The following is a 26,181-nucleotide window of genomic DNA, read 5'->3' on the forward strand; positions in this document are numbered from 1 at the left end:
AAGTTTGGTGAAATTTCCACATGATAGCCCTCTGGCTTTATTCTTTACTTTTGTGAAGGATTTTTAGAACAGCCCCTATACTAACTTGACATTTTTAACCCATAAGATAACTTATAAATAACCCATTAAGTGAAAGGAGGCAGATAAATGTACTATGTGGCAGAAGTAATATACGAAGAGTGTTCTAAGTACAATTGCAAACAGTGCACTCTTTTCTGCCCAGAACCTAACACTTTGATGTATTCGGACGAGGAGCATCACGCTTACGTAATTCCCGAAAGGTGCAAGGGATGTGGCCTCTGTGTCTATGTTTGTGTTAACCTTCTGAAACGTAACGCTATTCACATGGTAATGCCAGCAGTTCATGCAGAAAAATAAGCTAGGAGGTAGCTCATGGCAACTTTAGGTCCATCAGCTTATTCACCCTATCCGGTGGCAGTGTACGAGGGAATGTTAAACCCACCACCTGGTAAAGCTCTTATGTTTAACGAAATAGTGGATGAAGAGATAGCTATGAGAGAAGCGGCTAAGGCTATGCTGACGCTTCCCAACGCCACCATATTCCCAGGTCCTCAAGTACTTTACGCTTGGAACGAAGAAGCCAAGGAAAAAGCTAAGCTTGTTAGAAAAATGGCTCAAGTGCTAAATGCTAAGATAATACCTATGTACGACTACAGACCAAAGTACCCAAAAATAAACCCAGCGGTTGAGATAAACCCCAACCATCCAAACCTTACCATATGGCATAACAAGATAAAAGCCTGTATATTTGTAGGCGTTCATTGCCACTATGCTAACGTAGCCCTAAAGATCATAAGAGCTGAGACAGATTGCTTTACTATAGCCATGTGTGGTATGGCTGGGCACGAGGATGCTATGATAACTCTAAGAGATCAGCATGTGGAAGAGATGGAAAAGTTTATAAAAATAGCAGAGGAAGTTAAAAAAGAGTTAGGAAAGTAGTTTTTTCAAGCTATCAAGCAAGGTGGGGGGCTTTTCCACGCCCTCTTCTCCTAGCTCCTTGGCCAAGTCTAAAAGAATTCTTTTCAGTTTCTTACTTGGATTCTTAGGAATTTCCACCCTAAAGGTGATTATCAAGTTTCCGTCTTCGGAAAAACCCAAACCTGGAATAGTTTTTGTAGAACCACATTCAGTTCCAGGTTGAACGAATATCTCAAACTCTTCTCCTCCAAGGGTTTTTATTTTTGTAGTCCCACCCAACACCGCTAAAGGAAAAGATATGAGCTTTTCTATGTGTAGGTCTTTGCCTATTTTTTTAAAAATTGGATGTTTCTTAAAAGACACCCTCAGATATAGATCTCCTGGCTCTCCGCCCCTTTCTCCATGATGACCCATGCCAACTACCTTCAAAACTTCTCCTTCCTCTGTCCTCGGTGGTATTTTCACCTTTACTGTGCTGTGCTTGGCAACCCTACCCCTTCCGCCACAAGTTGGGCAAGGATTTTTAACTATGTATCCTTTGCCCTTGCAGACAGAACAAGGTCTTGGAAAGCTAAATATCCCACTAACTCTTCTTCCTGTACCCTCGCAAGCCCTACAAACCTCCTTTTGCAACTCACCAACATAACCCTTTGCGTTGCAAGTAGGACAATCTATCCATCTTTCATATTCTATAATCTTTTCACATCCCAAAAAAGCCTCTTCTAACTCAAGCTCAAGCTTTAGTCTAATATCCTGTCCTCTCTTAGGTTTGGGCGATTTTCTCATACCCTGCCATATGCTTTCTAAAAAATCCTGTATGTATTCCATAAAGTCTTTGTATGCCTTTTCGTCCCCGCTTTGAAGTAAGCGGTCGTATTCTCTCCTTTTTTCGTCGTCAGAGAGTACGTAATAAGCTTCGTTTATCTCTTTGAACCTTTCCTCTGCCTTTGGGTCTGAATTCACGTCAGGATGCCACTCTTTAGCTAACCTTCTGTAGGCTTTTTTAATCTCCTCTTTTGTTGCTTTCCTTTCAACTCCAAGGATCTTGTAGTAGTCTTTTAACTGCATAGCTAATATTCTAAGATCTCATTAGAGCAGTTTAAAGCTTAAGTTTGCTTTTCAAAATCCCTTACTGAATGATCTTTATCATAAAGTTTTGCTAAAATTTACAGCTGGTTTAAAATAGTTCTGCCATGGCTATAAAAAAGGTAGACAGGAAGGCTTTTTTGAACTTATTGGAAACTGTCCTGTTTGTAGATTTTGTAAAGGGCCTTTCGGTAACACTCAAAAACCTGTTTAGAAAACCTATTACCACAAATTATCCGGTGGAAAAGCTCACTCCTCCCAAGCGTTATAGGGGGGCCCATGGGCATTTTGTGTGGGATGGGACGGAGCCAGACTCTCTCAAGGCTATAGAAAAGTTCATGAGCTACGAAAAGGGCAAAAGCAGGTGCGTTGCCTGTTACATGTGCCAGACTGCATGCCCGATGCCTACTCTATTTAGGATAGAGGCGATCCAAATGCCGGACGGCTCCAAGAAAGTGGTCAGGTTTGACATGAACTTGCTGAATTGTCTTTTCTGCGGTCTGTGCGTGGATGCCTGTCCAGTAGGTTGTCTTACTATGACGGACCTTTACGAGTTGGCGGGCTATTCAAGAAGGAGCGCGGTTTTGAGGATGGAAAATCTTGAAGAAAATTCTATAGATTGGAAGAGAAGGAGGGGAGAAGAACCCGATAGAATATGGATAGACGATGCACATAGAGAAAAACTTTGGGGGAAGATAAGGTGGAGTGGTTGATATTTGGCTTTTTGGCTGTATGGCTTTTGGCTTCTGTCTTTGGTACGCTCTTTCTCAAAAATCCAGTCCACGTTATCCTTGCCTTTCTTTCTGTAATACTGGCTGTGGCGGGTATGTTCCTACATCTGGGAGCGGAGCTTCTGGCGGGGCTTCAGCTTATCATCTACGCAGTTGCCATAATAGTCTTTTACGTGCTTGTGATCACCACCATACCTTGGGAAAAGATAAAGAAGTTTGAGGGAATCTACAAAAAAGAAGCTTTGATCGCTTTCCCTTTTTTTGTTTTTTCCTTTGGAGCTATTTCGTACATGGTTTTAAGGGGTAATTTTCAAACTTCTCAAAAAGTGCCCACTGAAGACAACATAGTAAGTGTGGGCAAAACTTTATTTACCAACTATCTCTTTCCTTTCGAGGTGGCTTCTGTTATACTTTTAACCGCAATGATCGGAGCCATCATCCTCGGGAGGAAAGAGGAGTGACGATAGAATTAGCTTATATCCTTATAAGCATTTTTTTATTCCTTTCAGGTCTCTTTGGTGTTATCATAAGGAAAAACCTCATAACCCTTTTGGTGAGCACAGAGCTTATGTTAAACGGGGTTAATCTAAGCTTTGTTAGCATGGATAGAATAGTGGGTGGGGTGGAAGGGCAGATATTTGCCCTTTTCGTGCTAACAGTGGCAGCAGCAGAAGTAGCTGTTGGTCTGGGCCTGGTAGTAGCCATATTCAGACTAAGAGGCTATGAAGGCTCTTCAGAAATCACCCAACTGAGGGATTAGGATGGAAGCAGTCCTTATAGTTTTACTACCTTTGCTTTCCTTTTTAATAGTAGGCCTATTTGGAAGGAGGATAGGGGATTTAGCCTCTGCCATAATCACAGTGCTTGGATCTATTTTTGCCTTTCTTCTTTCTATCCCAGCATCAACAAAAGCTCTCTCCTCTCCATTCTCTGTGCCACTTTATGAATTTATCCCGCTCGGAAACTACACCTTAAGGCTTGGCCTTTACTTTGACGCCCTTTCTTCTTTGACCGCCTCCTTGGTCTGCTTTATAGCTACGCTGATATTCATCTACTCCATCGGATACATGCAAAACCTCTTTGGCCTATGGACCTACAAGTTCTACGCATACCTGTCTTTCTTCCTCTTTTCTATGCTCATGATCGTGCTCTCGGACAACCTTCTTGGTATGTTCTTCGGTTGGGAAGGTGTGGGCCTTGCTTCTTACCTTCTTATCGGATACTTCCATCAGCAAAAATACGCCACAAACTCCGCCTTTGAAGCCTTCGTAATGAACAGAATAGGAGATTGGCTTTACCTTTTTGGCATTTTCGTAGTGTTTTATCTTTTTGGAAGCTTGAACCTTCTTGATATCTTTGGAAAGGTAAATACGGTAGATGCAAGCCTTCTTGGACTGGCTGTTTTGCTACTTTTTGGTGGTGCGGTAGGAAAGTCTGGACAGTTTCCTCTTCACACGTGGTTGCCAAACGCCATGGCAGGTCCAACACCTGTATCTGCATTGCTTCACTCATCCACAATGGTTGCAGCAGGGGTGTATATGGTTGCAAGGCTCTATCCCATCTTTGAGTCTGCACCACAGAGCTTGAAGGTGGTGGCGGTGATTGGGGGGCTAACAGCTTTGTTTGCTTCTCTTGCAGCCACATCTCACACAGACATAAAGAAGATCATAGCCTTTTCCACCATGAGCCAGCTAGGTTTGATGTTTTTAGCCCTTGGCATAGGGGACAAAAGCTCGGCGATGTTTCATCTTACCACACACGCCTTTTTTAAAGCTTTGCTATTTCTTGCAGCTGGTTCAATCATACACGCCTTTCACCATCATGCACATGACATATACGAGGTTGGTGGTTTGAAAAAGTACATGCCTTTGACCTATGCAAGCTTTTTTGTAGGGGCTTTAGCTTTGGCTGGCATTTTTCCTTTTTCAGGCTTTTGGAGCAAGGATTTAATAATAGGCAGTGCTTACGAGGCATCCTTTAGTTTAGGGCTTTTTGTAAGCTTTGTAAGCTTTTTAACGGCGTATTACATATTCAGGGAAGGATTTGTGATGTTTTATGGGGAGGAGAGGCATAAAAAACATTTTGAGGAGGAGCCACAAGAGAGTCCATCAATCATGCTAATACCCATGCTCATACTGGCTGTAGGTTCTTTGGTGGTAGGATTTTTTGAAGGGTGGTATATGAGTGTATTGGGGGACAAGAAAGAGATACACTTGGATGTGGCAATAAGTTCTGTGGTTATAGCTTTAGCAGGTATAGGGATAGCTTATTTGGTGTTTGTGAAGAAGGTATTAGATCCTGAGAAGCTCTATCAATCTTTAAAGCCCATGCACACGACTTTTAAGGAGCAGTTCTTCACTGAAAAGCTATACCACAAAATACTGGCAGGAGGATATATGAAAGCATCAAAAGCCCTGTTTACAGCTGGAGATAGGTTCATCATAGATGGTTTTATAAATCTTACGAACTTCATTTACTTCCGTGTGGTTAAGTTCCTTTGGATAAAGCTGGATGTTTTTACTGTTGATCTGTTCGTAAATGGCGTTGCCAAGCTTTCCTTTAGGTTTGGCAAAAGAGCCAGCCTAATACAAACTGGTTTTCTAAACAACTACGTAGCCTTTCTGTTTTTGGGTTTGGTGGTGTTGATAGCTATCATTATCTACTTTATGGAGTGAGCCATGGATTGGGCAAGTATTCCCTTCATACCTATTAGTATGATTATACCCCTTGTGGGAATACTGCTTATAGTGTTTTTGGAGGAGAGATACTCTAAGTGGATCGCTTTAATCTCTTCTGGTTTGACTTTGATTGTTTCTCTGATATCCCTTTTTTACTTTGACTTTTCAAAATCCCATAAGGTGCAGTTTTATCAAGAGCTTGTGCTAATTGAGGAGCTAAACCTAAAGCTTGCCCTTGGCGCAGATGGCCTTTCATACTTTATGTACATCCTAACCACTCTTGTTTCTTTTGTTGCCATCAGTTGGTCTTTGAGGGATCATCAGATAAACCATAGGCTAAAAGAATACTACGCCTGGTTTTTACTGTCTGAGGCCGCCCTTGTGGGCGTATTCACCAGCTGGGACCTAATAGTTTTCTACGTTTTCTACGAGCTAACCCTAATTCCTATGTTCTTTGTGATAGGTATATGGGGCTACAAGCTCAGGCTGTACTCCGCCTATAAGTTCTTTATCTACATTTTCGTCTCTTCACTGTTTTTGCTTTTGGGCATAGTTAGCCTTTCTACGCACCACTACAAACAGTTTGGTAAATTTTCGTTCTCATACTTTGAGCTTTTGAAAAACCAGTACGATCTGGCTTTTGGTGTGTTTCTATTTTTACTCTTCTTTGTAGCCTTTGCGGTAAAGACCCCTATAGTGCCCTTTCACACTTGGCTTCCGGACGCGCACGGTGAAGCTCCCACCGCTGGCTCTGTGGTGCTTGCAGCCATACTTTTGAAGATGGGAACCTACGCCCTTCTTAGGTTTAACATAGGTCTATTTCCAAAGGAATCCGTTTTCCTTATGCCCCTTCTCGTCCTTTGGGGGATAGCAACCATAGTTTTTGCCTCTTGGTTTACCATCAGTCAAAACAATGTAAAGCGTTTTGTTGCCTACTCTTCAGTAAGCCATATGGGTTTTGTGGTGGCTGGCATGTTCCTTCTGAACAAAGAAGGACTAAGAGCGAGCATTATAGAAATGTTTGCGCACGGTTTGACCTCCGCCTCTTTGTTTATGATGGCTGGCTTTATTTACAACAGACTTCACAGCTTTAACATGCATGCCCTTAGGGGAAGCATAAGGTTTATGCCTGTCTTTGCCTTTTTGGTAGGCATAACCGCCTTCTCTTCTATGGGTCTTCCCGGAGGCTCTTCCTTCTGGGGCAAGTTCCTTACCATCATGGGAGCTAAAGAATACACCCTCCAGCTTGCACTGTTGGTAATCGCCGGTGCCTTCTTCAGCGTACTTTACATGCTCTATCTTATGAAAACTCTTTACTTGGATACAAAGGAAGAGGGAAGGCTTGTTCATTTTGTAGATGTTAGGGGGTTCAAGCTTTTGGCCTTCCTTTTAGTGGTTCTTCCCATGTTTTTGGTTGGTCTCTTTCCCTTTCTCTTTTTCTCTTTCTTTGATGCATACATAGACGCGGTCTTAAGCCAATTAGTGAAAGTTGCAGGGGGGATTTCATGGAGATAAAGAGCCTCATTTCCATTGAGTATCCAAACCTTGCCTTATTCTTTCCAGAGCTAATAGTTTTAATAACCGGTTTTATTCTTTTCACCTTAGACATTATCCTTAAGAGGATCTCGCACCGTTTGGCTATTGGCATAAGTATTATGGGCTACCTAATCGCTCTTTTATACGTACTGCTAAACTTTGACCTGAAAGGCGAAACTTTTTATAACCTTTACGTGAGAGATCAGTTTTCCTCACTCCTTCACGTATTTATGATACTCCTAACCATAGTCCTGCTGGCTTTTACGTATGAGTATCAGAAGTTTAAAAGGTCAATTTACAGTGAGTTTTACTACATACTTTCTTTCTCCCTGTTGGGCAGTATGATCCTTGTAAGCTCATACAACCTTCTGCTTATATACATCGCCTTGGAGGCTGTTTCTGTTTCTTTTTACATAATGACCGCCCTTCAAAAGAAGGACTTCAATTCAAAAGAAGGAGCCTTTAAGTATCTTATCCTTGGAGGCCTAAGTATTGCCTTAGCCTCTTATGGGGCAGTTTTTCTTTATCTTTACGGTGGCTCTATGGACCTTAGGCAAATACTGCACCTTGACGGTCCCAACAAGGAGTTGCTAATACTCGGTCTTATACTCTTTCTCTTTGGCTTTGCTATAAAGATAGGTGTGGTTCCCTTTCACTTTTGGCTTCCAGATGCCTATCAAGGAGCTCCCACTCCTATAACTGCCTACATGGCAAGCGTGGGAAAAATAGCCTTCTTTGCGCCTGTTATTAGGGTAATGCCTTTAGTTCAGGAGAGCTTCCATAAAACTTGGGTTATAACTTTGGCCGTTCTTGCAGTGATCACCTTCTTGTACGGGAATGTGGTAGCCTTGGTCCAAAAGGATGTGAAGCGTATGCTGGCATACTCCTCTATAGCCCACTCTGGCTTTATACTTGCGGGTATTTCTGTGGCAGAAACCATAGGAGTCAAGGCTGTTGTATATTTCTTACTCGCTTACTCCATAATGGGTATGCTTAGCTTTTTGGTTTTGGCAGTCCTTGAGCGCAGTGGTGCATGGGAAAATCAAATACAAGAGTTCAGCGGTCTTAGACTTTCTCAGCCTTTTTTGGCGCTTGTGTTTGCAGTAAGCCTTCTTTCTCTACTGGGGGTTCCTCCTACGGTAGGGTTTTTCGTAAAGGCTCTTGTTTTTATGTCCCTATCCTTTGAAGCTCTCTGGTGGGTAGCCATCCTAATGATAGTAGGAGTGGGTATATCAACGGGCTATTATCTTAGGTTGGTAGTTCTAATGTACATGAAGGAAGAGGAAAAGAAGTTAACATTCAACCCCACAGGTTTTGAGAAGCTGTCCATGGCTATCATGGCAGTATCTCTAATAGTTCTTGGGATGCTTCCTATGATACTCTGGGATTACATAAGCCCCCTTTCAGAAATGTTATTTAGGAGGTAGATTGATGGATTATTTGGGATTCCTTGCTTTTGCCTTTGTTATGCTTGGCATTGCGTTGCTTATGGTGTTTTTAAATTACCTGCTTGGTCCAAAGGCGCCCTCTTCTTTGAAAGACTATCCTTACGAGTGTGGTGTGCCACTCTACGATAAGTCCGCTCAAACTACCTTCCATCAGGGTTATTACCTTTTGGGTCTTCTTCTTTTGCTCTTTGATATAGAAGCTGCCTTTCTCTTTCCCTGGACTGTTGTATATAGATATTTGGGAATCTTTGGGTTTGTGGAGATGTTTTTGTTTATTTTCATACTTACCTACGGGCTACTGTACGCGTGGCGTAAAGGCATACTTGATTGGCAGTTTGAAGAGGAATACATTGATTAGTTCTTAGGAGGTAAAGGATGCCTTGGGCTAAGGAAGAGGATTTTATTGAGTTAAAGAAAAGATTTCCAAGCTTAGAGATTGAAGTAAAACCCACTATAACAAACCTTCATATACCAAAAGACCAGCTCATAGAGCTTCTAAGAACTCTCAAAGAAGAAAAAGGCTACAAGCTTTTCATAGATCACTCGGTGGTGGATTTTCCAGAAAAGTCTCCACGTTTTCAGGCTTTTTACATCCTTTACAACGTGGATGAAAGGAAGAGGGTAGTGGTAAAAACTTGGACGGATGGAACTTTACCTTCTGTTGAAAAGCTCTGGTTTGCAGGAAAATGGGCAGAGAGGGAGTGCTATGACATGTTCGGCATTATGTACGAAGGGCACGAAAATTTAGTAAGGGCCTTTATGTGGGAAACTTATCAATATCATCCTCTGAGGAAGGACTTTCCTTTGGAGGGTTATGCCAACGAGTATCTCCCATCTTTAAACGAAGTGCTATGGGGTGATAACCTTCAGGGTCTTATGAACTACGACCGAATGCACACTCCAGTGCCTACTTTGGAAGACCTTGAGATAACGCAAAAGAGAAGGCTAAAGAAGAAAGCACAGCTTGTTTTAAACTGGGGGCCTTTACATCCTGGAACCCACGGCACCATGTGGTTTTTGTTTGACTTAGAGGGGGAAAGGGTTGTCCAGTGCGATGTGATCCTTGGACAGCTTCACAGAGGGGTGGAAAAGCTTGCAGAAAACGAGATGTATAACCAGTTTTTGGTCTATACAGACAGGATGGATTACATATCCGCCCTCTGTTCAAACCAAGCTTGGGTTGTTGCGGTAGAAAGGCTTTTGGGTATAGAGGATCTGGTTCCAGAAAAGGCAAAGTATATAAGGACTATGATGTCTGAGCTTCAAAGAATAAACTCCCACCTTCTTTGGCTTGGCACCTACGCCTTGGACATAGGAGCTCTTACTATCTTTTTGTACGCTTTCAAAGAAAGGGAAAAGCTTATGGACATAATAGAGGGCATTACGGGTGCAAGGCTGACCATAAGCTATCCAAGAATAGGCGGGGTTAGGATGGACTTGCCAGAAGGTGCCCTTGAGGTGATAAAAGCCTTCGTAAAGAGGTTTCCAAAAGAGCTAAAGGACTGGGAGACCATTCTTAGCAGGAACAGAATATGGCTTAGAAGAAACGTGGGAGTGGGTGTGATCGACAAAGAGGACGTGTACTTCTACGGACTAACGGGTGCGGTGGCAAGGGGTTCTGGCATTCCCTACGACATCAGAAAGTTTGAACCATACGATGCCTATCCTTGGGTAGAGTTTGACATTCCAGTGGGTGAAAACGGCGATGTTTATGATAGGTATCTTGTGAGGTTGGAGGAAATGCGCCAGAGCTTAAAGATCATAGAGCAGTGCGTAAGAAAGCTTGAGAGCATGCCCAAGTCCGCACCCTTCTTTGCAGAATCTCCAGATCCAAAGAAGCTAAAGCTATCTTTGGACGGCATAGGACTGAAGGTTCCAGAAGGGGAGATATACTCTTCCGGTGAGAATCCAAGGGGTGAGCTTGGATTTTACATATACTCCACCGGCGGTGTAAAGCCTTACAGAGTGAAGATAAGGCCTGGCTCTATGTATAACCTCTGCGTCTATCCAAAGCTTATGAAAGACAGAGTGATCGCAGATGCGGTGGCGGTGTTGGCAAGTTTGGACCCAGTGGTAGGAGAAATAGACAGGTGATGTGATAAACTAATTAAGCCTTTTTGGAGGTGCTGATGGAAGGGCTTTTGGCTCAACTGATAGTAATGGGTATAAAGATCCTGGTAATCTTGGCAGTAGTCCTCGGTTTGGGAGCCTATCTTACGCTCGTAGAAAGAAAAGTGGCAGCTCACATCCAAAGAAGACCCGGTCCTATGGTGGTGGGTTGGCACGGACTGCTTCAACCTCTGGCAGATGGGCTAAAGCTTATAACCAAGGAAGATATCTTTCCAAGGTCTGGCAATAGGTTTTTATACAACTTAGCGTTGGTCTTAGCTTTGGTGCCCGCAGTTTTGGTCTTTGCGGTGGTTCCCTTTGGTCCGGAGTTTGAGGTCTTTGGCCTAAAGGTCAAGCCCATTCTTACGGACGTGAACGTGGGACTTTTGCTGGTCTTTGCCCTCGGCTCAATGACGGTTTACGCCATAGCTTTAGCTGGTTGGGCATCCAACTCCAAGTATGCTCTAATAGGGAGTATGAGAAAGGCGGGGATCATAGTTTCCTATGAGGTGGTGATCACCTTTGCGGTAATGGGTCCAATAATACTGGCTGGCACACTATCCACCTACGAGATAGTGCAAAATCAAATAGAGCAAAAGCTCTGGTATATATGGCTTCAGCCAATAGCCTTTGTGATATACCTTTTTGCTCTTTTGGCAGAAACAGGAAGGGTACCCTTTGATATTCAGGAAGCGGAGGCAGAGCTTGTAACTGGCTTTACCGTAGAATACGGGGGCATAAAATTCGGTCTCTTTCCGTTGGTTGAGTGGTATGTAGAGGTGCTTTCCCTTTCTGCCATAGGGGTGGTGTTGTTTTTGGGTGGATGGTCTCCCATAAACATTCCCTTCGTTGGGTTTGTAGACCCTCTTTTTTTCTTGGGATCTCTCTCTCCCTTTGTGTGGTTTGTTTTAAAGGTAGGGCTTTTGTTCCTCTTTGTTCTGTGGCTTCACTGGACCCTTCCAAGATACAGAATAGACCAGATTACAGAGACCGCATGGAAAGTAATGCTTCCTTTAACTTTTGTTAATTTAGTCCTTACTGCGATAATCGCACCAATCGTTTGGAGGTAAGCTATGATAAAAAAGGTTTTTGAAAAACCACTTAGCTGGCTTGAAAGAATATTCTTCATAGACTTTATTAAAGGCTTGTCGGTCACCATAAGGCACGCCTTTAGCAAAACTATAACTACTCATTATCCCTACGAGAAGCTTACACCGCCCAAAAGGTTCAGAGGTTTTTTTGGCCATAAAGTGGTAGATGGTAGGGAGCCTCAGCCTGCCTTTGATGAGTGGGTGGAAAGGTTCAAGATAGACGTGCAGCCTGGAAAGAGTAGATGCGTGGTATGTATGCTGTGCAAAAGGGCATGCCCTGTGCCTCAGCTTTTTGAGATAGAAGGGGAAAAACTGCCCAATGGAAGGAGAAGGGTAAACATCTTTAACATGAACATGATGCTTTGCACCTTCTGTGGCTTCTGCGTAGATGCGTGTCCCGTGGATTGTCTCTTTCAAAGCGACATACACGAAACCGCAAGCTACACCAGAAAAGACGCAGTGCTGGACCTAAAGACACTGGAGCGCATCGGAAGGGACTGGCAAAAAAGAAGGGAACAAGAGCCAGACCGTATATGGATAGACGACCAGCAGAGAATGAGGCTGTGGTATGAAAACGACTTGAAACTTTCAGAGGTAAAGAAGAGATGATGCAGTGGTTAGCCTTTCTGTTCTTTGGATCTCTGGCTATCCTCTCTGCCTTAGGAGTAGTCCTTTTTTCAAACGTAGTTTATGTTATCCTTTCTTTGCTCTCTACTTTGGTGATGGTGGCCGGTATATTCTTTGTGGCTGGTGCGGAGTTGGTGGGAGCCCTTCAGCTTTTGATATATGCGGTAGCTATAGCGGTTTTTTACATACTCGTGCTTACCGCAGTGCCCTGGGAAAAGGCCCTAAAAAAGGACAGTCACTACCGCGTGGAAGGAGTGCTGACTTTTCCCATAGTTTTGGCTTTTTACTTGGAGATCATCCTCGTTTTTCTACTCGGTGCGAGCGTATCACCAAAGGGAGAACTGAGGGAGTATATAAAAAATTTGGGAAATACGGAAGTGGTAGGATCTGTGCTTTTTAGCAAATACTTCTTTGCCTTTGAGCTTGTCTCTTTGGTGCTTTTGGTAGGCATGATAGGTGCGGTGATCATAGGAAGGAAGGAGGAGAAAACCTATGAAGATGGTTCCCCTTGAGGCATATCTGATACTTTCCATAATCCTCTTTGGCCTTGGCGTGTTTGGCATGATTGTAAGAAGAAACTTAGTTACCATACTCATGAGCACGGAGCTGTCGCTCAATGCGGTAAACATCGCCTTTGTAGGTGCAGATGCCCATTTAGGGTTGGTGGAAGGACAGATCTTTGCCTTGTTTATCATAGCCCTTGCAGCTGTAGAAGCAGCAGTAGGTCTTGGTATAATAGTAGCCATATTCCGTTTGAGAAAGGTAGAATCTAGCGATGAGCTTACGGATATGAGGGGGTAAATAATGGAAGTTGGAATACTTTTGTTTCCTCTGCTTTCCTTTCTCATTGTAGGTTTGTTTGGAAGGAGGATAGGGGATTTAGCCTCTGCCATAATCACAGTGCTTGGATCTATTTTTGCCTTTCTTCTTTCTATCCCAGCATCAACAAAAGCTCTCTCCTCTCCATTCTCTGTGCCACTTTATGAATTTATCCCGCTCGGAAACTACACCTTAAGGCTTGGCCTTTACTTTGACGCCCTTTCTTCTTTGACCGCCTCCTTGGTCTGCTTTATAGCTACGCTGATATTCATCTACTCCATCGGATACATGCAAAACCTCTTTGGCCTATGGACCTACAAGTTCTACGCATACCTGTCTTTCTTCCTCTTTTCTATGCTCATGATCGTGCTCTCGGACAACCTTCTTGGTATGTTCTTCGGTTGGGAAGGTGTGGGCCTTGCTTCTTACCTTCTTATCGGATACTTCCATCAGCAAAAATACGCCACAAACTCCGCCTTTGAAGCCTTCGTAATGAACAGAATAGGAGATTGGCTTTACCTTTTTGGCATTTTCGTAGTGTTTTATCTTTTTGGAAGCTTGAACCTTCTTGATATCTTTGGAAAGGTAAATACGGTAGATGCAAGCCTTCTTGGACTGGCTGTTTTGCTACTTTTTGGTGGTGCGGTAGGAAAGTCTGGACAGTTTCCTCTTCACACGTGGTTGCCAAACGCCATGGCAGGTCCAACACCTGTATCTGCATTGCTTCACTCATCCACAATGGTTGCAGCAGGGGTGTATATGGTTGCAAGGCTCTATCCCATCTTTGAGTCTGCACCACAGAGCTTGAAGGTGGTGGCGGTGATTGGGGGGCTAACAGCTTTGTTTGCTTCTCTTGCAGCCACATCTCACACAGACATAAAGAAGATCATAGCCTTTTCCACCATGAGCCAGCTAGGTTTGATGTTTTTAGCCCTTGGCATAGGGGACAAAAGCTCGGCGATGTTTCATCTTACCACACACGCCTTTTTTAAAGCTTTGCTATTTCTTGCAGCTGGTTCAATCATACACGCCTTTCACCATCATGCACATGACATATACGAGGTTGGTGGTTTGAAAAAGTACATGCCTTTGACCTATGCAAGCTTTTTTGTAGGGGCTTTAGCTTTGGCTGGCATTTTTCCTTTTTCAGGCTTTTGGAGCAAGGATTTAATAATAGGCAGTGCTTACGAGGCATCCTTTAGTTTAGGGCTTTTTGTAAGCTTTGTAAGCTTTTTAACGGCGTATTACATATTCAGGGAAGGATTTGTGATGTTTTATGGGGAGGAGAGGCATAAAAAACATTTTGAGGAGGAGCCACAAGAGAGTCCATCAATCATGCTAATACCCATGCTCATACTGGCTGTAGGTTCTTTGGTGGTAGGATTTTTTGAAGGGTGGTATATGAGTGTATTGGGGGACAAGAAAGAGATACACTTGGATGTGGCAATAAGTTCTGTGGTTATAGCTTTAGCAGGTATAGGGATAGCTTATTTGGTGTTTGTGAAGAAGGTATTAGATCCTGAGAAGCTCTATCAATCTTTAAAGCCCATGCACACGACTTTTAAGGAGCAGTTCTTCACTGAAAAGCTATACCACAAAATACTGGCAGGAGGATATATGCTTTACTCTAAGATGTTATACACGGTTGGTGAAAGACAGCTCATAGATGGATTGGTGAATGGCTCTTATTTAGTGGCTGGCTCTTTTGGTAGGCTCTTTCGCAATCTACAGCAAGGTAGGGTAAATCTCTACATCCTTTTCTTGTCCATAGGTTTGTCCGTGCTTATTCTAATAACACTTTTGTGGAGGTGAAATATGGGTGGTCTTCTTGCTCTTGCCATATTCCTGCCCCTTGTGGCAAGCTTGCTGGTTTTTGCGCTGAGAAACGACAAACTATCCAGGTTTATATCTTTATCCACATCAATTACAGTTTTTCTAATCTCCCTTTATCTTCTTTTAAACTTTGACTGGAACAACCCAAGTTTTCAGCATACCCTCAAGTTAAATTGGATAGAGCCGCTGGGCATATCCTTCAGTTTAGGGCTTGACGGTATGGGCATTTCCCTTTTTGTTCTAACCGCCTTGATGTTTGTGGTTGCCTTCGTTTGGTCCGTCAAGATTGAAGATAAGCCTAACCTTTACCACGGACTGTTTTTGATGCTTGAAACCGCCTGTCTTGGTGTTTTTTCTGCCTTAGACCTTTTCCTTTTTTATCTTTTCTGGGAGGCTATGCTCGTTCCGATGTACTTCATAATAGGCCTGTGGGGACACGAGAGAAAAGTTTACGCAGCTAACAAGTTCTTTGTTTATACATTCTTTGGCAGTATTTTCTTACTGTTGGGTATTGCGTCTGTGGTTGTATACGGTTATGTGGTTTCTGGACAGATAAGCTTTGACTACTTCTTTTTGAAGAACCTTGAATACGCCTTTTGGTTTCAGGCTATAGTTTTCATACTCTTTGGTCTTGGTTTTGCAGTAAAGGTGCCCATGTGGCCCTTCCACACCTGGCTTCCCGATGCCCACGTAGAGGCACCAACTGCAGGTTCAGTGATCCTTGCCGCAGTTCTTCTTAAGATGGGAACTTACGGCTTTGTAAGATACTCCCTTCCTATGTTCCCAGAGGCTAGCAAATACTACGTGCCTTTGATATTCTTTTTGAGCGTGGTGGCTGTCATATACGCCGCTATGATGGCCATAGCTCAGACCCACATAAAGAGGCTAATAGCTTACTCTTCCATAAGCCACATGGGGCTTGTGACCCTAGGCACCTTTGCCTCCGACGCCAACGCCCTAAACGGAGCAATTTACATGATGGTTGCCCACGGACTGTCCTCTGCAGCCCTGTTTATGTCCGCAGGGTTTATATACGACAGGATCCACTCCTATCACATGGACGACCTTGGAGGTCTTGCAAGATACATTCCAAACTTGGCTGTAGTATTTATGCTTAGTGGTTTGGTGGGTATAGGTTTTCCTGGACTTGCAGGCTTTGTAGCTGAGTTTTTAATACTCCTTGGCACATACAAAAACTATCCAGTTTGGGCTTTTGTAGCTGGGGTGGGTATGGTCTTAGGAGCGGCATACTTTCTTTATATGTACAAAAGAGTTATGCTGGAAGAGGAGACCATATCTGACTATAGACGGGAAAAGTGGAGTCGCCTAAAGGACCTGGATCCCCATCATTGGATAGCTTTCGTCTTAATAATCGCTTCTTCAGTCATTTTGGGCGTCTATCCTTTACCTTTTGTCAAGATAATGGAGCATACTACAAAAATAGTGTTTGGAGGATAGAATGAACTGGAATGCCCTTCTTCCTGAGATTGTCCTGTCCCTTGGTATCCTCCTTCTCTTCTTTCTGGAGCTTTTTTTGGAAAAAAAGTACTTTAAGTTTTTGAGTCTGTTGGGTGCTCTGACGACTTTAGCCGCCTTCTTTTCCCTTTTCTTCGTGGAATACCCAGCTTACACCTTCTTTGATACCTTTTATGTAAGCCAGCTGGAGCTGTTCGGAAAGGGTATGCTTTACATACTCAGTGGTCTTTCAATAGTAGCTCTCTACGATTACTTTTTGAAAAAAGACTCTGTTTATGGCGAAGTGCCTTATCTAATACTCATTTCCACCTTAGGCCTTTCCCTCTTTCTCTCCTCCAACAGCTTTATTACCCTCTTCGTTTCTTTGGAGCTTTCTTCTATAACCATATACATCCTTGCTGCCATGCTAAGAAAGGACTACAACTCAAAGGAGGGAGCCTTTAAGTATCTTCTGATGGGCTCCGTGGGAACTGCCCTCTTTGGCATGGGATCTTCCTTCTATTACGGTGCTACCGGGACATTCTTTCTCAATCCTTATGCGGACAGCAATACCATCTTTTCTTTGTTTATCCTATTCTTCCTGTCTGCTTTGGCTGTAAAGATATCGGCAGTGCCATTTCACTTTTGGACTCCAGACGCTTACGAGGGGGCTCCTACTCCCGTAGTGGGTTATTTAGCCACTGCGCCCAAGTTCGTCATTTACTTTCTGTTGGTTAAACTTTCTATGCTCTTTTCTCACGTACAGCCGTGGCTGATTTTGGTTGCCTTACTTTCCCTGCTTTCTATGTTTTACGCCAACTTTACCGCCTACGCTCAGAGGTCGGTGAAAAGACTCTTGGCCTACTCTTCCATTGCCCATGGGGGCTACTTCTTGCTGGGAATATCCTTATCTGACAAACTTCTACACACTGGCTTACTTTTTTATGTTTCCGTTTACACTTTTGCCACCCTCGGCTCTTTTGTAGTTCTTTCTTCCCTTGAAAAAAGCCAAGGATTTACCCATCATATCTTAGACTATAGAGGCTTGGGAAGGGAAAACCTCGTGCTTGGAGTACTACTTTCTTTCTTCCTTCTGGCCTTTATCGGCATTCCACCCATGGCGCTATTTGTTGGAAAGCTAAACCTATTTTTAGGTTTGGTGCATGCCAAGTTGGTGCTGTTAGCTTTTGCCTTTGTAGTAGCCAGCATTATCTCTGCAGGGTATTACCTAAAACTAATAAGCTACATCTTTTTGGAGGAGGGTGAAAGCAAATACAAGAAAGTTTCTTTCTCAGCAGGAGAGTCACTAACCCTATTAGTTTGCTTTGTTTTGGTAATCCTCTTTGGTCTTTTCCCTCACCTTTTATCTAACTTTATAAGGTTATAGATGTGGATCCTTGGACAGCACGACGAACCTTACAGGAAACTAAGAAACTCTATACTGAACTTGGTAGGAAACACGCCTATTGTGAGGATAAAGAAGGTTATCCCAAAGGAAATTTCTCCCAAGGTGGAGATCTACGCTAAACTGGAAAGCTTTAATCCGGGTGGCTCTGTAAAGGACAGACCAGCTCTTTCCATGTTTTTGGACGCCATAAGCAAAGGCTTAATAAAGGAAGGAAAAACAGTAATAGATGCCACTTCTGGCAACACGGGTATAGCCTTGGCTATGGTGGGTGCTGCGCTGGGGGTGCCGGTGGAGCTTGCCATGCCTGCCAACGTTAGCGAAGAGAGAAAGAGAATAATAAAGGCTTACGGAGCAAAGGTTTATCTGACCGATCCTTTGGAAGGGACAGACGGAGCCATTCTCTTTGTGAGAGAGCTTGTCAGCAAAAACCCAGACAGATACGTCTATCTAGATCAGTACAACAATCCAGCCAACTGGAAAGCTCACTTTTATTCTACGGGCATAGAAATATGGCATCAGACAGGGGGAAGGATAACCCACTTTGTAGCCGGGATAGGAACAGGAGGAACTATAATGGGAACAGGTAGGCGTTTAAAGGTTTTTAATTCAGATATTCAAATAGTAGGAGTACAACCGGCTTATCCCTTTCACGGTATAGAAGGACTAAAGCACATAGAAAGTTCCATAAAGCCCGGCATTTTTGACGAGAGTTTTCTGGACAGAACCATATTCGTTGAGACTGAGCCAGCCTACGAGATGACAAAGAGGTTAGCCTTAGAAGAAGCCATCTTTGTAGGGCAATCTTCTGGTGCAGCGCTATACGCAGCAATACAGCTGGCTAAGGAGTTAGAAGAGGGGGTTATAGTAGTAGTGTTTCCCGACGGAGGTAGTAAGTATTTAACCACAGCTCCTTTTAACAATCCGTAGGAGGGGTAAAATGAAGCTAACAGTTGTAGGTGCAGGATACGTAGGATTAACCACCGCAGTCTGTTTTGCCCATCTGGGACATGAGGTTATGGTGGTGGAAAAGCTTCCTAACAAGGTAGAGCTTTTGAAAGAAGGGAAGGTGCCCTTTTATGAGCCGGGGTTGGAGGATCTACTTAAGGAGAACTTAAGCTTGGGAAGGCTGTCCTTTACCACAGAGCTAAAGCAAGGGCTGAACTTTTCTGAAGTGATCTTTATATGCGTGGGAACGCCCCAAAACCCCGACGGCTCGGCGGACCTCTCGCAGGTGGAAGAAGTCGCAAGGGAAACCGCCAAGCTTATGGAAGGCTACAAGCTCTTGGTAGAAAAATCAACTGTCCCTGTTAATACCCACAAGCTCATAAAAAGGACTGTGGAGAGATACTTGCAAAGGAGGGGAAAGCGGGTAGAGTTTGATGTGGCATCAAACCCAGAGTTTCTAAGGGAAGGAAGCGCAATAAAGGACTTTTTGGAACCAGACAGGATCGTAGTTGGTGTGGAAAGTCAAAGGGCACGCCAAATAATGGAGGAACTCTACAGAGACTTTAAGTGTCCCGTAATCTTTACGGACCCTGCTACTTCCGAGCTTATAAAACACGCCTCTAACTCCTTTTTGGCTATGAAGATCTCTTACATAAACATGGTGGCGGACCTGTGCGAAAAGGTTGGTGCAGATGTTAGGCTCGTGGCAGAGGGAATGGGTTATGACAAAAGGATCGGTAGAGAGTTTCTCAGGGCAGGCATAGGTTGGGGTGGCAGTTGCTTTCCTAAGGACATAAAGGCTTTCATAAAGATGGCAAAGGATCACGGAGTGGACTTTTCCCTTTTGGAGGAGGTGGATAAGATCAATCAGAGGAGGGCCGTTCAGTTTGTGGAGAAGGTAAAAAATGCCATATGGAGTTTAAAGGGCAAAACCTTAGCGGTTTGGGGACTATCCTTTAAGCCAAACACAGATGACATAAGAGAGGCACCTTCTCTTAGGATAGTTCCTTTGCTTTTAAGGGAGGGTGCCTTTTTGAAGCTTTACGACCCTAAGGCTATGGAAAACTTCAAAGCTCTGTATCCTCCAGGGAAGGACTTAACCTATGAAAAGGATATTTATAAGACCGTAGAAGGTGCGAGCGCCCTTCTTATACTGACCGAGTGGGAAGAGTTTGAGAAAGCAGACCTTGAAAGGGTAAAAGAGCTTATGGAGCTTCCCATAATTGTGGATGGAAGGAACATATACGATCCAAAAAGGGTTAGAGAGCTTGGTTTTGAATACTACGGAGTGGGTGTGCCTTAAAGGACTTCTAGCTTAGCCTTTAGCGCACCCGCCGCTTTTATAGCTTGAAGTATGGATATTATCTCCCTTGGAGTAGCTCCTATTCTGTTTAGGCTCTCCACGAGCTGAGAGACAGTGGCACCGCTCAATCTAACCAGTCTTCTTTCCTTCTCTTCTACCTTAATCTCTGTCCTTGGAACAACTACAGTCTCACCTGGAGATAGAGGTGGTGGCTGGACAACCTCAGGAGCTTCTTTTATAGTCACAGTAAGGGTGCCAATAGCCACAGACACAGGATTTATAGTTACCTCTCCCCTAAGTAATACTGTCCCAGAACGGCCGTCTATAACCACCTTTGCAGTGGACGGCACGTCAAGCTCTATGTCCTCCACCCTCGCTAAAAAATCCACCATCCTAAGCCCTTTTGGAACCCTAAGTTTTATCGTTGAGCTATCCAAAGCCAAAGCTGTTTCCTTGCCAAATTCCGCATTTATTCTGTCCTGAACAAGCTTTGCCAAAGAAAAGCTCGGATTTTCAAGGTATAGGTGAATTTCTTCTGTTTCCGGATATTCAGGCAAAGGTCTTTCTACGATCGCTCCGTTTGGGATTCTGCCTACGGTGGGAATATTTTGCACCTGCCTTGCCGCCTGCCCTCTAACCTCATAACCGCTGACTATCACCTGCCCTTGGGTCAAAGCGTAAATCTCCCCATCTGGACCCCTCAAAGGTGTTAGCAAAAGGGTCCCACCTTCTAAACTTTTTGCGTCTCCAATGGATGCCACTTCCACATCCACGCTCATACCCGGCTTGGCATAAGGTGGAAGCTTTGCAGTTACGACAACCGCAGCAACGTTTTTTACCGTTATCCTCCTTGGATCCACCACAATACCCATACGGTTTAGCATATTGGCTATACTTCTTACGGTGAAGATGGTGGCCTTCCCATCCCCGGTGCCTTTTAGGCCTACCACAAGTCCATAGCCTATCAGATAGTTACTTCTCTGCCCTTCCATGGTAGCTATGTCCCTTATCTTTGTTGCGTAAGATAGGCTAAACAGTAAAATCAGAAGGGCAAGACCTTTGCCAATATACGCGCTAACCATCCCGGACTACCTCCATCTGCAAGAAAACCTTTACCATCTATGAAAACCTCCAAGTTGGCTATCTTGTCGCTAGTTATGGTGTTAGATGAATCCACATCCTCGGGTCTTATTATACCCCTTAAAAATACTTCCCTCTGCGCGTTGTTCATGTAAGAGGACTTTTTTGCTTCTATTAGCATGGTGCGATTAGGATAGACTTTTACCACTCTGCCCGCCAGCTTTGTGGTCAAGACTCCAGTTTGTTGAACTTTACCCTTCGCTTGAGTGTTAAACTGCCCTGAGCCTTGAGCGGACAACTCATCCAATGTGAATTTACTTAATCCCAAATAAAGAGGCAACCGATTCTTTAAAACTGGCAGATCTTTCAGTTTGGCTTGCCACACTCTCTATGGCGTTTATAGATTCCACTATTTGAACGTAGATCACATCTCCAACCTTTGAGGCTTTGTTCTCTGAATACAGGTCGTTAAAACCTTCCCTTGGCATAAGGCTTCCTCTGGAAGAATACTCTAAACTCTGCTCTTTACCGGGATATGGATTTTTCCTTTCGTACTCTTCAAGAGTTGTGGGCTTTTTAGCACAAGAGAATAAAAGCAGTAAAGCTAAAAATAACCAGCTCATTCCTTCTCCCACCTCTCTTTTATTGCAACCTCCACTTCTACGGGCACCTTTTTTAATATAATCCCACCTGCCCTTTTCATAGCCCTCTCTAAAAGCTCGGCTACCTTTATGCCATCCTCTTCCTTGCACTCTACTACTATCTCGTCGTGGACTAAATTTACCACATTTGCCCTTATATTATCCCTTCTAAGCTCTGCATCAAAGACAAGAACAGACAGCTTCAGAAGATCTGCACCACTGCCCTGTATGGGATAATTTACCGCATCTGGGAATGTGTGGGCTACATACCTTCTTCCTAGTAGGGTATGTCCCCTTGATTCACCTCTTTCCTTTAGTTCCTTCTTAACCCTTTCGTGCCATTCTTTAAAAGCCCTAAAGTGTTCAAAAAACCTTCTTCTTATATCTTCTGCTTCTTCTATGGATAAGTCTATTCCATAGGAAGAATACGCATATTCAGCCAAACCTTTGGCAGATATTCCGTAGATCAGTCCAAAGTTCACAGCCTTTGCCAGTTGCCTCTCCTCCTTGGAAACTTCCTCTTCCTTTTTCCCCAAAAGAACACTTGCGGTGTATTTGTGCATATCCCTCCCTTCGTTAAAGACCTTTATCATACTTTCGTCCCTTACATACTCCGCAGCGATCCTAAGCTCTATCTGGGAAAAGTCCGCTATAACAAACACGTTACCTTCTTCCGCCTTGAATATCCTTCTTAGATGTCTTGGAATGTTTTGCACATTAGGGTTCATGGAAGACATTCTTCCAGTAACGGCACCAATCTGTTTAAATTCGGGATAAACCCTTTTTCCCTTCAATCCTGTCTTTATCTCCTCAAGCTTATCCAAGCTTTTCTTTACATTTCTGATATAAAGCACGTCCTTTACCACAGGATGGTCTATGTACTCAGCTAAAAACCTGTCGTCAGTTGAGATGTTTCCCTTTTCTGTTTTTGGCAGATCAAGTCCATACTTTTTAACTAAGAGCTCTCCTAACTGCTTGGGAGACATAGGATCTACCCTATACTTCATTAAAAACTCCATCGCTTTCTTCTGAAGGTCTTTGGTCAGATCCTTTATGAGCTTTTCCAATTCTTCCACATCCACGGGAAGGCCATTAAGTTCTAACTTTGCCACTTCCTGAACAAAGGCCATCTCCACTATGGCTACTGGATTTTTTAGACCAAACACCTTGGCGGTTCTGGTTTTTAGCAAGTTATCTTCAGTTATTGGAGTCGCTTCATTTAGCTTCTTCAGAAGAATAGGAAAGAGGTCTCTTACCACTTTCACGTCCAAAGCGGCGTATTCTAATTGTTCCTTCGAAAGCTTTATGGAACCCCAATTAGAAAGCTGAAGGCTTTTATCCAACACTTCTCCCAAATAATGAATGGCTAACTTTTGCAGAGAGTGTCTGTCTGAATCTCCAATAAGTTGGCTTGCCACCATTGTATCAAACACAGCGTACGGTTCTATTCCGTAGCTTAGCATATACTTTAAGTCAAACTTAAGGTTATGGCCTACAATACCCTTTTTTGATAGTAGGTCTTTTAAGAAGCTTACGCCTGTTTCTCCCAATTCGTAGAGGTCCAGCAAGAATATATCCTCCTCCGAAGCGATTTGAACCAGTCTTATGGTTCTATCTCCAACGGTCTCTGTGTCTATGTAAACAAAGGGAACATCTTTAATTTTTTCATAGAGTTTACCCAAGCTACGGGCTGAGGTAAAATACTCAAACTCTACCTTCATAGTTTTCCGCCAAACTTAGTTTTTCAACTTCCATCTGCATTGCCACTTCGTCGCATGAGGGGAATTTTACGCAGTTTATACATTCACCCAAAACTTTATGGGGTAAGCTTTCTTTCTGAACTGTATAAAAGCCAAACCTTTCAAAGAAATCCGCAGCGTAAGTAAGCACAAAAACCCGCTTTATTCCAAGATCTTTGGCTTCCTTCAAGCAAGCCTGAACTAAGCGCGTGCCCACACCTTTTCCTTTTAGGTCTTCCCTCACAGCCAGACTTTTTATCTCAGCCAAATCCTCCCAAACCACATGTAGAGCACAACAACCAACGATTTGCCCATCCTCTTCATAAACCCAGAAGTCCCTTATATTCTCATAAATGGAGTTAAGGCTCCTTGGAAGTAAAATCCCCTCCTTTGCATAAGCGTTTATGAGAGAATAAATACCAACAGAATCTTTGAGAATAGCCTTTCTTAAACCCATACTTTAATTTTAAGCCTCAGTCAAAAAGTGTTAATATTTTCCTATCATGCGAGTGATCCTAAGCAACAATGAAATACCTAAAAGATGGTTTAACATAATCCCCTATTTGCCGAGGCCATTGGACCCACCTCAAAAACGAAAGCCTTTCACCACCAGGCAGTCACAAGCCGAACACAGCCGTTGCTCAAGTTTATTACAATAGAAACTAGTGCTGGACAGTGGGGAAGCTCCTTAGCCTTCAAAAGCCATTCAGAAGGATACTAATGGAAACCGCGGTTAAGCCGGAGGCTTGCCCAACACTTACCAAAGGAGAGTACAGATACGACTATGGAGACACTGCAAAGCTAACACCCCTTACAAACAAAGAGAGGTTTTTGAAGCAGCAGTTATCTTTGCCAGAACGGAAGGTATAGTGCCCGCTCCAGAATCTGCCCACGCCATTTAGATTGTAAGGCGAAAGGAGAGCAGAAGACTATCCTATTTAACCTTTCTGGACACGGTTATTTTGACCTAAACGCCTATGATAAATTTTTAAGAGGAGAATTGCCAGACACATAAAAGTTGATATTTTTATCTTAGATAAGGAGGTAGCCCATGGACTTTTTGGGAAAGGATCAATCACCGCTTACAGCAGAAGAGTGGGAGACCTTAGAGAAAGCAATAATAAACACAGCGAAGAATAGCTTAGTATGCAGAAGGTTCATGCCTGTAGTGGGACCAATAGGTGCGGGGCATCAGGTGATCTCATACGATGTTTTTCTTGGAGTGGAGCCGGGTAGCTGTGAGGTAAGACCTGGAGAGGAAGCTCAAACATGTGAGCCTGTCAGAACTGGTCAGCGCAGGCACATAGTTTTGCCCACCATTTATAAGCCCTTTTCTATAAGCTGGAGAGACCTTGAATACTGGAGACAGTTTAATCTACCGATGGATACATCCGCAGCCTCTGCTGCAGCTTTTGCCACCGCAGTGGCAGAAGACATGTTGATCATACACGGTAATAAGAAGATGGGAATTGATGGCTTTCTCGCAGTGGAAGGAAGGCAAACTTTATCCATGAGTGATTGGGATTTTATGGGGAATGCTTTCAACGACGTTTCTTTGGGTATAGCAAAGCTAACAGAGAGCGGTTTCTTTGGTCCCTACCATCTTATCCTAAATTCGAAGGATTACTTTAAACTAAACCGCGTTTATCATAATACTGGTCTTCTTGAGATAGAACAGATAAAAAAGATCGTTAGCGAAGTTCATCATACCCCCATAGTGCCGGAAGGAAAAGCAATATTGGTATCTGCAGGACCTCAGAACATGGACTTAGTGATAGCTCTTGATATATCCCTTGCCTATGTAGAAACAAGCAACATGGTCCATCAATTCAGGGTTATGGAAATAGTTGCACCAAGAATAAAGCGTCCGGGAGCTGTTCTTGTTATCGGAAATTAAAGGAGAGGGCTTTCCAAATAACTGCTGCCAATTCCTCCTCCAAGCCCTCCTCCCTTTTTATTATCTCACTATCTACTAAAAGAAAGGTCCTTTCAAGAGCACCCACTAAAACAGCCAAAGCCAACTCTCTTCTTACCTTTATGATTCCTTCCTTTATAGCCTCATCTATGAGTTTTAGCACTGCGTCCTTAGGCAGGTTTTGAAAGTTCCTCACCTCTTGAGCCCTTAGGTAGTGGAAGAGATTGATAAACTTGAAGGCTTGGGGGTTTTCAAAACAGAAATTCAAGAATTTGTGCACCAGTTTAAAAAATCTATCCTCTATTGTTCCTTTGCTTTCAATCACTGACATAAGTTCTTCATAGAATCTTTGGGAATGCGTTGAAAAAACGGTATTTACCAGCTCATCCTTGCTTATGAAGTGTCTGTAGATGGCACCTTCAGTTATTCCTACCTCTTTGGCAATGTCCTTAACGGTCGTTTCCTTTATACCCCTTTCGGAAAAGAGCTTTAAAGCCACTTCCAGAATTCTCTTTTTTGTATCCTGCAAACGCGGCATGACTTTATCATTATCTTACACTTTTTTTTGTTTTGCAAGTGGTTACTTACTCTGTCTTTTTGAGCTTACAAACCTCTTTATCTCTTCCAATGACATGGTGTTTTCTGGCAAGACCTAAACCAATTTTTAGATACCTTAAATGGCTTGGAGCATGAGCATCGGTAACTATGGCTATCTTCACACCCTTTTCAACAGCCCTTCTTACCATCTCTGGAGACAAATCAGCCCTAAAGGTGTTTAACTCCAAGGCAGTGCCC

At 43.4% G+C, this 26,181-nt stretch carries 28 protein-coding genes and 1 pseudogene; 21 read left to right on the top strand and 8 right to left on the bottom strand.

Translation table 11 applies throughout. The annotated features are described in order from the left end of the window. Positions 1–147: 147 nt before the first annotated feature. Together V7P40_RS03860 and V7P40_RS03865 are read left to right on the top strand one after the other, a co-directional pair. A complete protein-coding gene (locus V7P40_RS03860; protein ID WP_333784659.1) occupies positions 148–378 on the top strand; it encodes a 4Fe-4S dicluster domain-containing protein in 231 nt (76 codons plus the stop codon). Positions 379–393: 15 nt separating this feature from the next. Beyond that, on the top strand, positions 394–963 hold the full coding sequence (locus V7P40_RS03865) for a carbon monoxide dehydrogenase beta subunit family protein (RefSeq protein ID WP_333784660.1): 570 nt from the start codon (positions 394–396) through the stop codon (positions 961–963). Here V7P40_RS03865 and V7P40_RS03870 read toward each other — a convergent pair. Continuing rightward, positions 952–2,010: a DnaJ C-terminal domain-containing protein gene (locus tag V7P40_RS03870; RefSeq protein ID WP_333784661.1), complete on the bottom strand. Its 1,059-nt coding sequence runs from the start codon at positions 2,008–2,010 to the stop codon at positions 952–954. The genes V7P40_RS03865 and V7P40_RS03870 overlap by 12 nt on opposite strands. A 125-nt stretch (positions 2,011–2,135) precedes the next feature. On the opposite strand from V7P40_RS03870, the gene V7P40_RS03875 reads away from it, so the two are divergent. The 17 genes from V7P40_RS03875 to V7P40_RS03955 are packed head-to-tail and all read left to right on the top strand — an operon-like array spanning position 2,136 to position 20,011. Further along, the gene (locus V7P40_RS03875) at positions 2,136–2,741 is read left to right on the top strand and encodes an NADH-quinone oxidoreductase subunit I (RefSeq protein WP_333784662.1); all 606 of its coding nucleotides are present in this window, start codon (positions 2,136–2,138) and stop codon (positions 2,739–2,741) included. Beyond that, a complete protein-coding gene (locus V7P40_RS03880; RefSeq protein WP_333784663.1) occupies positions 2,729–3,220 on the top strand; it encodes an NADH-quinone oxidoreductase subunit J in 492 nt (163 codons plus the stop codon). The genes V7P40_RS03875 and V7P40_RS03880 overlap by 13 nt, the downstream gene beginning before the upstream one ends. Then, positions 3,217–3,519: an NADH-quinone oxidoreductase subunit NuoK gene (nuoK, locus tag V7P40_RS03885; RefSeq protein ID WP_333784664.1), complete on the top strand. Its 303-nt coding sequence runs from the start codon at positions 3,217–3,219 to the stop codon at positions 3,517–3,519. Before V7P40_RS03880 ends, nuoK (V7P40_RS03885) begins: the two co-directional genes overlap by 4 nt. 1 nt (position 3,520) lies before the next feature. After that, positions 3,521–5,434 (top strand): NADH-quinone oxidoreductase subunit L, encoded by a 1,914-nt coding sequence (gene nuoL / locus V7P40_RS03890; RefSeq protein ID WP_333784665.1) that lies wholly within the window; start codon positions 3,521–3,523, stop codon positions 5,432–5,434. Between the two features lie 3 nt (positions 5,435–5,437). After that, positions 5,438–6,952: an NADH-quinone oxidoreductase subunit M gene (locus V7P40_RS03895; RefSeq protein WP_333784666.1), complete on the top strand. Its 1,515-nt coding sequence runs from the start codon at positions 5,438–5,440 to the stop codon at positions 6,950–6,952. Beyond that, on the top strand, positions 6,943–8,400 hold the full coding sequence (locus V7P40_RS03900; RefSeq protein ID WP_333784667.1) for an NADH-quinone oxidoreductase subunit N: 1,458 nt from the start codon (positions 6,943–6,945) through the stop codon (positions 8,398–8,400). The genes V7P40_RS03895 and V7P40_RS03900 overlap by 10 nt, the downstream gene beginning before the upstream one ends. Before the next feature lie 4 nt (positions 8,401–8,404). Further along, positions 8,405–8,779: an NADH-quinone oxidoreductase subunit A gene (locus V7P40_RS03905; protein ID WP_333784668.1), complete on the top strand. Its 375-nt coding sequence runs from the start codon at positions 8,405–8,407 to the stop codon at positions 8,777–8,779. 17 nt (positions 8,780–8,796) lie between these two features. Continuing rightward, positions 8,797–10,515 carry an NADH-quinone oxidoreductase subunit D gene (locus V7P40_RS03910; RefSeq protein WP_333784669.1) on the top strand — a complete coding sequence of 573 codons (1,719 nt, stop codon included), beginning with the start codon at positions 8,797–8,799 and terminating at the stop codon, positions 10,513–10,515. Positions 10,516–10,550: 35 nt separating this feature from the next. Then, on the top strand, positions 10,551–11,600 hold the full coding sequence (nuoH, locus tag V7P40_RS03915) for an NADH-quinone oxidoreductase subunit NuoH (protein WP_333784670.1): 1,050 nt from the start codon (positions 10,551–10,553) through the stop codon (positions 11,598–11,600). A gap of 3 nt (positions 11,601–11,603) precedes the next feature. Continuing rightward, positions 11,604–12,230, top strand: a complete 627-nt coding sequence (locus V7P40_RS03920; protein ID WP_333784671.1) for an NADH-quinone oxidoreductase subunit I — start codon at positions 11,604–11,606, stop codon at positions 12,228–12,230. Beyond that, positions 12,227–12,760, top strand: coding sequence for an NADH-quinone oxidoreductase subunit J (locus V7P40_RS03925; protein WP_333784672.1), 534 nt, complete (start codon positions 12,227–12,229; stop codon positions 12,758–12,760). The genes V7P40_RS03920 and V7P40_RS03925 overlap by 4 nt, the downstream gene beginning before the upstream one ends. Continuing rightward, on the top strand, positions 12,741–13,049 hold the full coding sequence (gene nuoK, locus V7P40_RS03930) for an NADH-quinone oxidoreductase subunit NuoK (protein ID WP_333784673.1): 309 nt from the start codon (positions 12,741–12,743) through the stop codon (positions 13,047–13,049). Before V7P40_RS03925 ends, nuoK (V7P40_RS03930) begins: the two co-directional genes overlap by 20 nt. A gap of 3 nt (positions 13,050–13,052) precedes the next feature. Next, positions 13,053–14,879, top strand: a complete 1,827-nt coding sequence (gene nuoL / locus V7P40_RS03935) for an NADH-quinone oxidoreductase subunit L (protein WP_333784674.1) — start codon at positions 13,053–13,055, stop codon at positions 14,877–14,879. 3 nt (positions 14,880–14,882) lie between these two features. After that, positions 14,883–16,358: a NuoM family protein gene (locus V7P40_RS03940; RefSeq protein ID WP_333784675.1), complete on the top strand. Its 1,476-nt coding sequence runs from the start codon at positions 14,883–14,885 to the stop codon at positions 16,356–16,358. A 1-nt stretch (position 16,359) separates the two neighbouring features. After that, a complete protein-coding gene (locus V7P40_RS03945; protein ID WP_333784676.1) occupies positions 16,360–17,742 on the top strand; it encodes an NADH-quinone oxidoreductase subunit N in 1,383 nt (460 codons plus the stop codon). Continuing rightward, positions 17,743–18,690 (top strand): cysteine synthase B, encoded by a 948-nt coding sequence (cysM, locus tag V7P40_RS03950; RefSeq protein WP_333784677.1) that lies wholly within the window; start codon positions 17,743–17,745, stop codon positions 18,688–18,690. Positions 18,691–18,700: 10 nt separating this feature from the next. Then, the gene (locus V7P40_RS03955; protein WP_333784678.1) at positions 18,701–20,011 is read left to right on the top strand and encodes a UDP-glucose/GDP-mannose dehydrogenase family protein; all 1,311 of its coding nucleotides are present in this window, start codon (positions 18,701–18,703) and stop codon (positions 20,009–20,011) included. Here V7P40_RS03955 and V7P40_RS03960 read toward each other — a convergent pair. The 5 genes from V7P40_RS03960 to V7P40_RS03980 are packed head-to-tail and all read right to left on the bottom strand — an operon-like array spanning position 20,008 to position 23,928. Beyond that, a complete protein-coding gene (locus V7P40_RS03960) occupies positions 20,008–21,093 on the bottom strand; it encodes a flagellar basal body P-ring protein FlgI (RefSeq protein WP_333784679.1) in 1,086 nt (361 codons plus the stop codon). The genes V7P40_RS03955 and V7P40_RS03960 overlap by 4 nt on opposite strands. Next, positions 21,054–21,398 (bottom strand): flagellar basal body L-ring protein FlgH, encoded by a 345-nt coding sequence (locus tag V7P40_RS03965; protein WP_333784680.1) that lies wholly within the window; start codon positions 21,396–21,398, stop codon positions 21,054–21,056. The genes V7P40_RS03960 and V7P40_RS03965 overlap by 40 nt, the downstream gene beginning before the upstream one ends. A 7-nt stretch (positions 21,399–21,405) precedes the next feature. Then, the gene (locus tag V7P40_RS03970; protein ID WP_333784681.1) at positions 21,406–21,714 is read right to left on the bottom strand and encodes a flagellar basal body L-ring protein FlgH; all 309 of its coding nucleotides are present in this window, start codon (positions 21,712–21,714) and stop codon (positions 21,406–21,408) included. Beyond that, complete coding sequence (locus V7P40_RS03975) at positions 21,711–23,453, bottom strand: bifunctional 3'-5' exonuclease/DNA polymerase (RefSeq protein ID WP_333784682.1); 1,743 nt, start codon at positions 23,451–23,453, stop codon at positions 21,711–21,713. Before V7P40_RS03975 ends, V7P40_RS03970 begins: the two co-directional genes overlap by 4 nt. Then, positions 23,437–23,928, bottom strand: coding sequence for an N-acetyltransferase (locus tag V7P40_RS03980; protein ID WP_333784683.1), 492 nt, complete (start codon positions 23,926–23,928; stop codon positions 23,437–23,439). The genes V7P40_RS03975 and V7P40_RS03980 overlap by 17 nt, the downstream gene beginning before the upstream one ends. 46 nt (positions 23,929–23,974) lie before the next feature. Between V7P40_RS03980 and V7P40_RS07655 the strand changes: the two are divergent. Further along, positions 23,975–24,486, top strand: a pseudogene (locus V7P40_RS07655) (hypothetical protein). 36 nt (positions 24,487–24,522) lie between these two features. After that, complete coding sequence (locus V7P40_RS03990; protein WP_333784685.1) at positions 24,523–25,368, top strand: family 1 encapsulin nanocompartment shell protein; 846 nt, start codon at positions 24,523–24,525, stop codon at positions 25,366–25,368. On the opposite strand, the gene V7P40_RS03995 is transcribed toward V7P40_RS03990, so the two are convergent. After that, on the bottom strand, positions 25,355–25,924 hold the full coding sequence (locus V7P40_RS03995; RefSeq protein WP_333784686.1) for a TetR/AcrR family transcriptional regulator: 570 nt from the start codon (positions 25,922–25,924) through the stop codon (positions 25,355–25,357). The genes V7P40_RS03990 and V7P40_RS03995 overlap by 14 nt on opposite strands. Before the next feature lie 46 nt (positions 25,925–25,970). Beyond that, positions 25,971–26,181: hypothetical protein (locus V7P40_RS04000; protein ID WP_333784687.1), on the bottom strand; the 211-nt coding region annotated here is incomplete at its 5' end.

Origin of the sequence: Thermocrinis sp., assembly GCF_036781485.1 — a bacterium.
Lineage (GTDB): Bacteria > Aquificota > Aquificia > Aquificales > Aquificaceae > Thermocrinis.

Bases quoted from the DNA above. Each gene is read 5' to 3' on its own strand.
- V7P40_RS03875 (WP_333784662.1), top strand. From the start codon at position 2,136: ATGGCTATAAAAAAGGTAGACAGGAAGGCTTTTTTGAACTTATTGGAA.
- V7P40_RS03990 (WP_333784685.1), top strand. From the start codon at position 24,523: ATGGACTTTTTGGGAAAGGATCAATCACCGCTTACAGCAGAAGAGTGG.
- V7P40_RS03925 (WP_333784672.1), top strand. From the start codon at position 12,227: ATGATGCAGTGGTTAGCCTTTCTGTTCTTTGGATCTCTGGCTATCCTC.
- V7P40_RS03980 (WP_333784683.1), bottom strand. From the start codon at position 23,928: ATGGGTTTAAGAAAGGCTATTCTCAAAGATTCTGTTGGTATTTATTCT.
- V7P40_RS03940 (WP_333784675.1), top strand. From the start codon at position 14,883: ATGGGTGGTCTTCTTGCTCTTGCCATATTCCTGCCCCTTGTGGCAAGC.
- V7P40_RS03975 (WP_333784682.1), bottom strand. From the start codon at position 23,453: ATGAAGGTAGAGTTTGAGTATTTTACCTCAGCCCGTAGCTTGGGTAAA.
- V7P40_RS03870 (WP_333784661.1), bottom strand. From the start codon at position 2,010: ATGCAGTTAAAAGACTACTACAAGATCCTTGGAGTTGAAAGGAAAGCA.
- nuoL (WP_333784665.1), top strand. From the start codon at position 3,521: ATGGAAGCAGTCCTTATAGTTTTACTACCTTTGCTTTCCTTTTTAATA.
- V7P40_RS03970 (WP_333784681.1), bottom strand. From the start codon at position 21,714: ATGAGCTGGTTATTTTTAGCTTTACTGCTTTTATTCTCTTGTGCTAAA.
- V7P40_RS03945 (WP_333784676.1), top strand. From the start codon at position 16,360: ATGAACTGGAATGCCCTTCTTCCTGAGATTGTCCTGTCCCTTGGTATC.
- V7P40_RS03960 (WP_333784679.1), bottom strand. From the start codon at position 21,093: ATGGTTAGCGCGTATATTGGCAAAGGTCTTGCCCTTCTGATTTTACTG.
- V7P40_RS03955 (WP_333784678.1), top strand. From the start codon at position 18,701: ATGAAGCTAACAGTTGTAGGTGCAGGATACGTAGGATTAACCACCGCA.
- V7P40_RS03920 (WP_333784671.1), top strand. From the start codon at position 11,604: ATGATAAAAAAGGTTTTTGAAAAACCACTTAGCTGGCTTGAAAGAATA.
- V7P40_RS03910 (WP_333784669.1), top strand. From the start codon at position 8,797: ATGCCTTGGGCTAAGGAAGAGGATTTTATTGAGTTAAAGAAAAGATTT.
- nuoL (WP_333784674.1), top strand. From the start codon at position 13,053: ATGGAAGTTGGAATACTTTTGTTTCCTCTGCTTTCCTTTCTCATTGTA.
- V7P40_RS03900 (WP_333784667.1), top strand. From the start codon at position 6,943: ATGGAGATAAAGAGCCTCATTTCCATTGAGTATCCAAACCTTGCCTTA.
- nuoK (WP_333784673.1), top strand. From the start codon at position 12,741: ATGAAGATGGTTCCCCTTGAGGCATATCTGATACTTTCCATAATCCTC.
- V7P40_RS03865 (WP_333784660.1), top strand. From the start codon at position 394: ATGGCAACTTTAGGTCCATCAGCTTATTCACCCTATCCGGTGGCAGTG.
- V7P40_RS03895 (WP_333784666.1), top strand. From the start codon at position 5,438: ATGGATTGGGCAAGTATTCCCTTCATACCTATTAGTATGATTATACCC.
- V7P40_RS03860 (WP_333784659.1), top strand. From the start codon at position 148: ATGTACTATGTGGCAGAAGTAATATACGAAGAGTGTTCTAAGTACAAT.
- V7P40_RS03905 (WP_333784668.1), top strand. From the start codon at position 8,405: ATGGATTATTTGGGATTCCTTGCTTTTGCCTTTGTTATGCTTGGCATT.
- nuoH (WP_333784670.1), top strand. From the start codon at position 10,551: ATGGAAGGGCTTTTGGCTCAACTGATAGTAATGGGTATAAAGATCCTG.
- V7P40_RS03995 (WP_333784686.1), bottom strand. From the start codon at position 25,924: ATGCCGCGTTTGCAGGATACAAAAAAGAGAATTCTGGAAGTGGCTTTA.
- cysM (WP_333784677.1), top strand. From the start codon at position 17,743: ATGTGGATCCTTGGACAGCACGACGAACCTTACAGGAAACTAAGAAAC.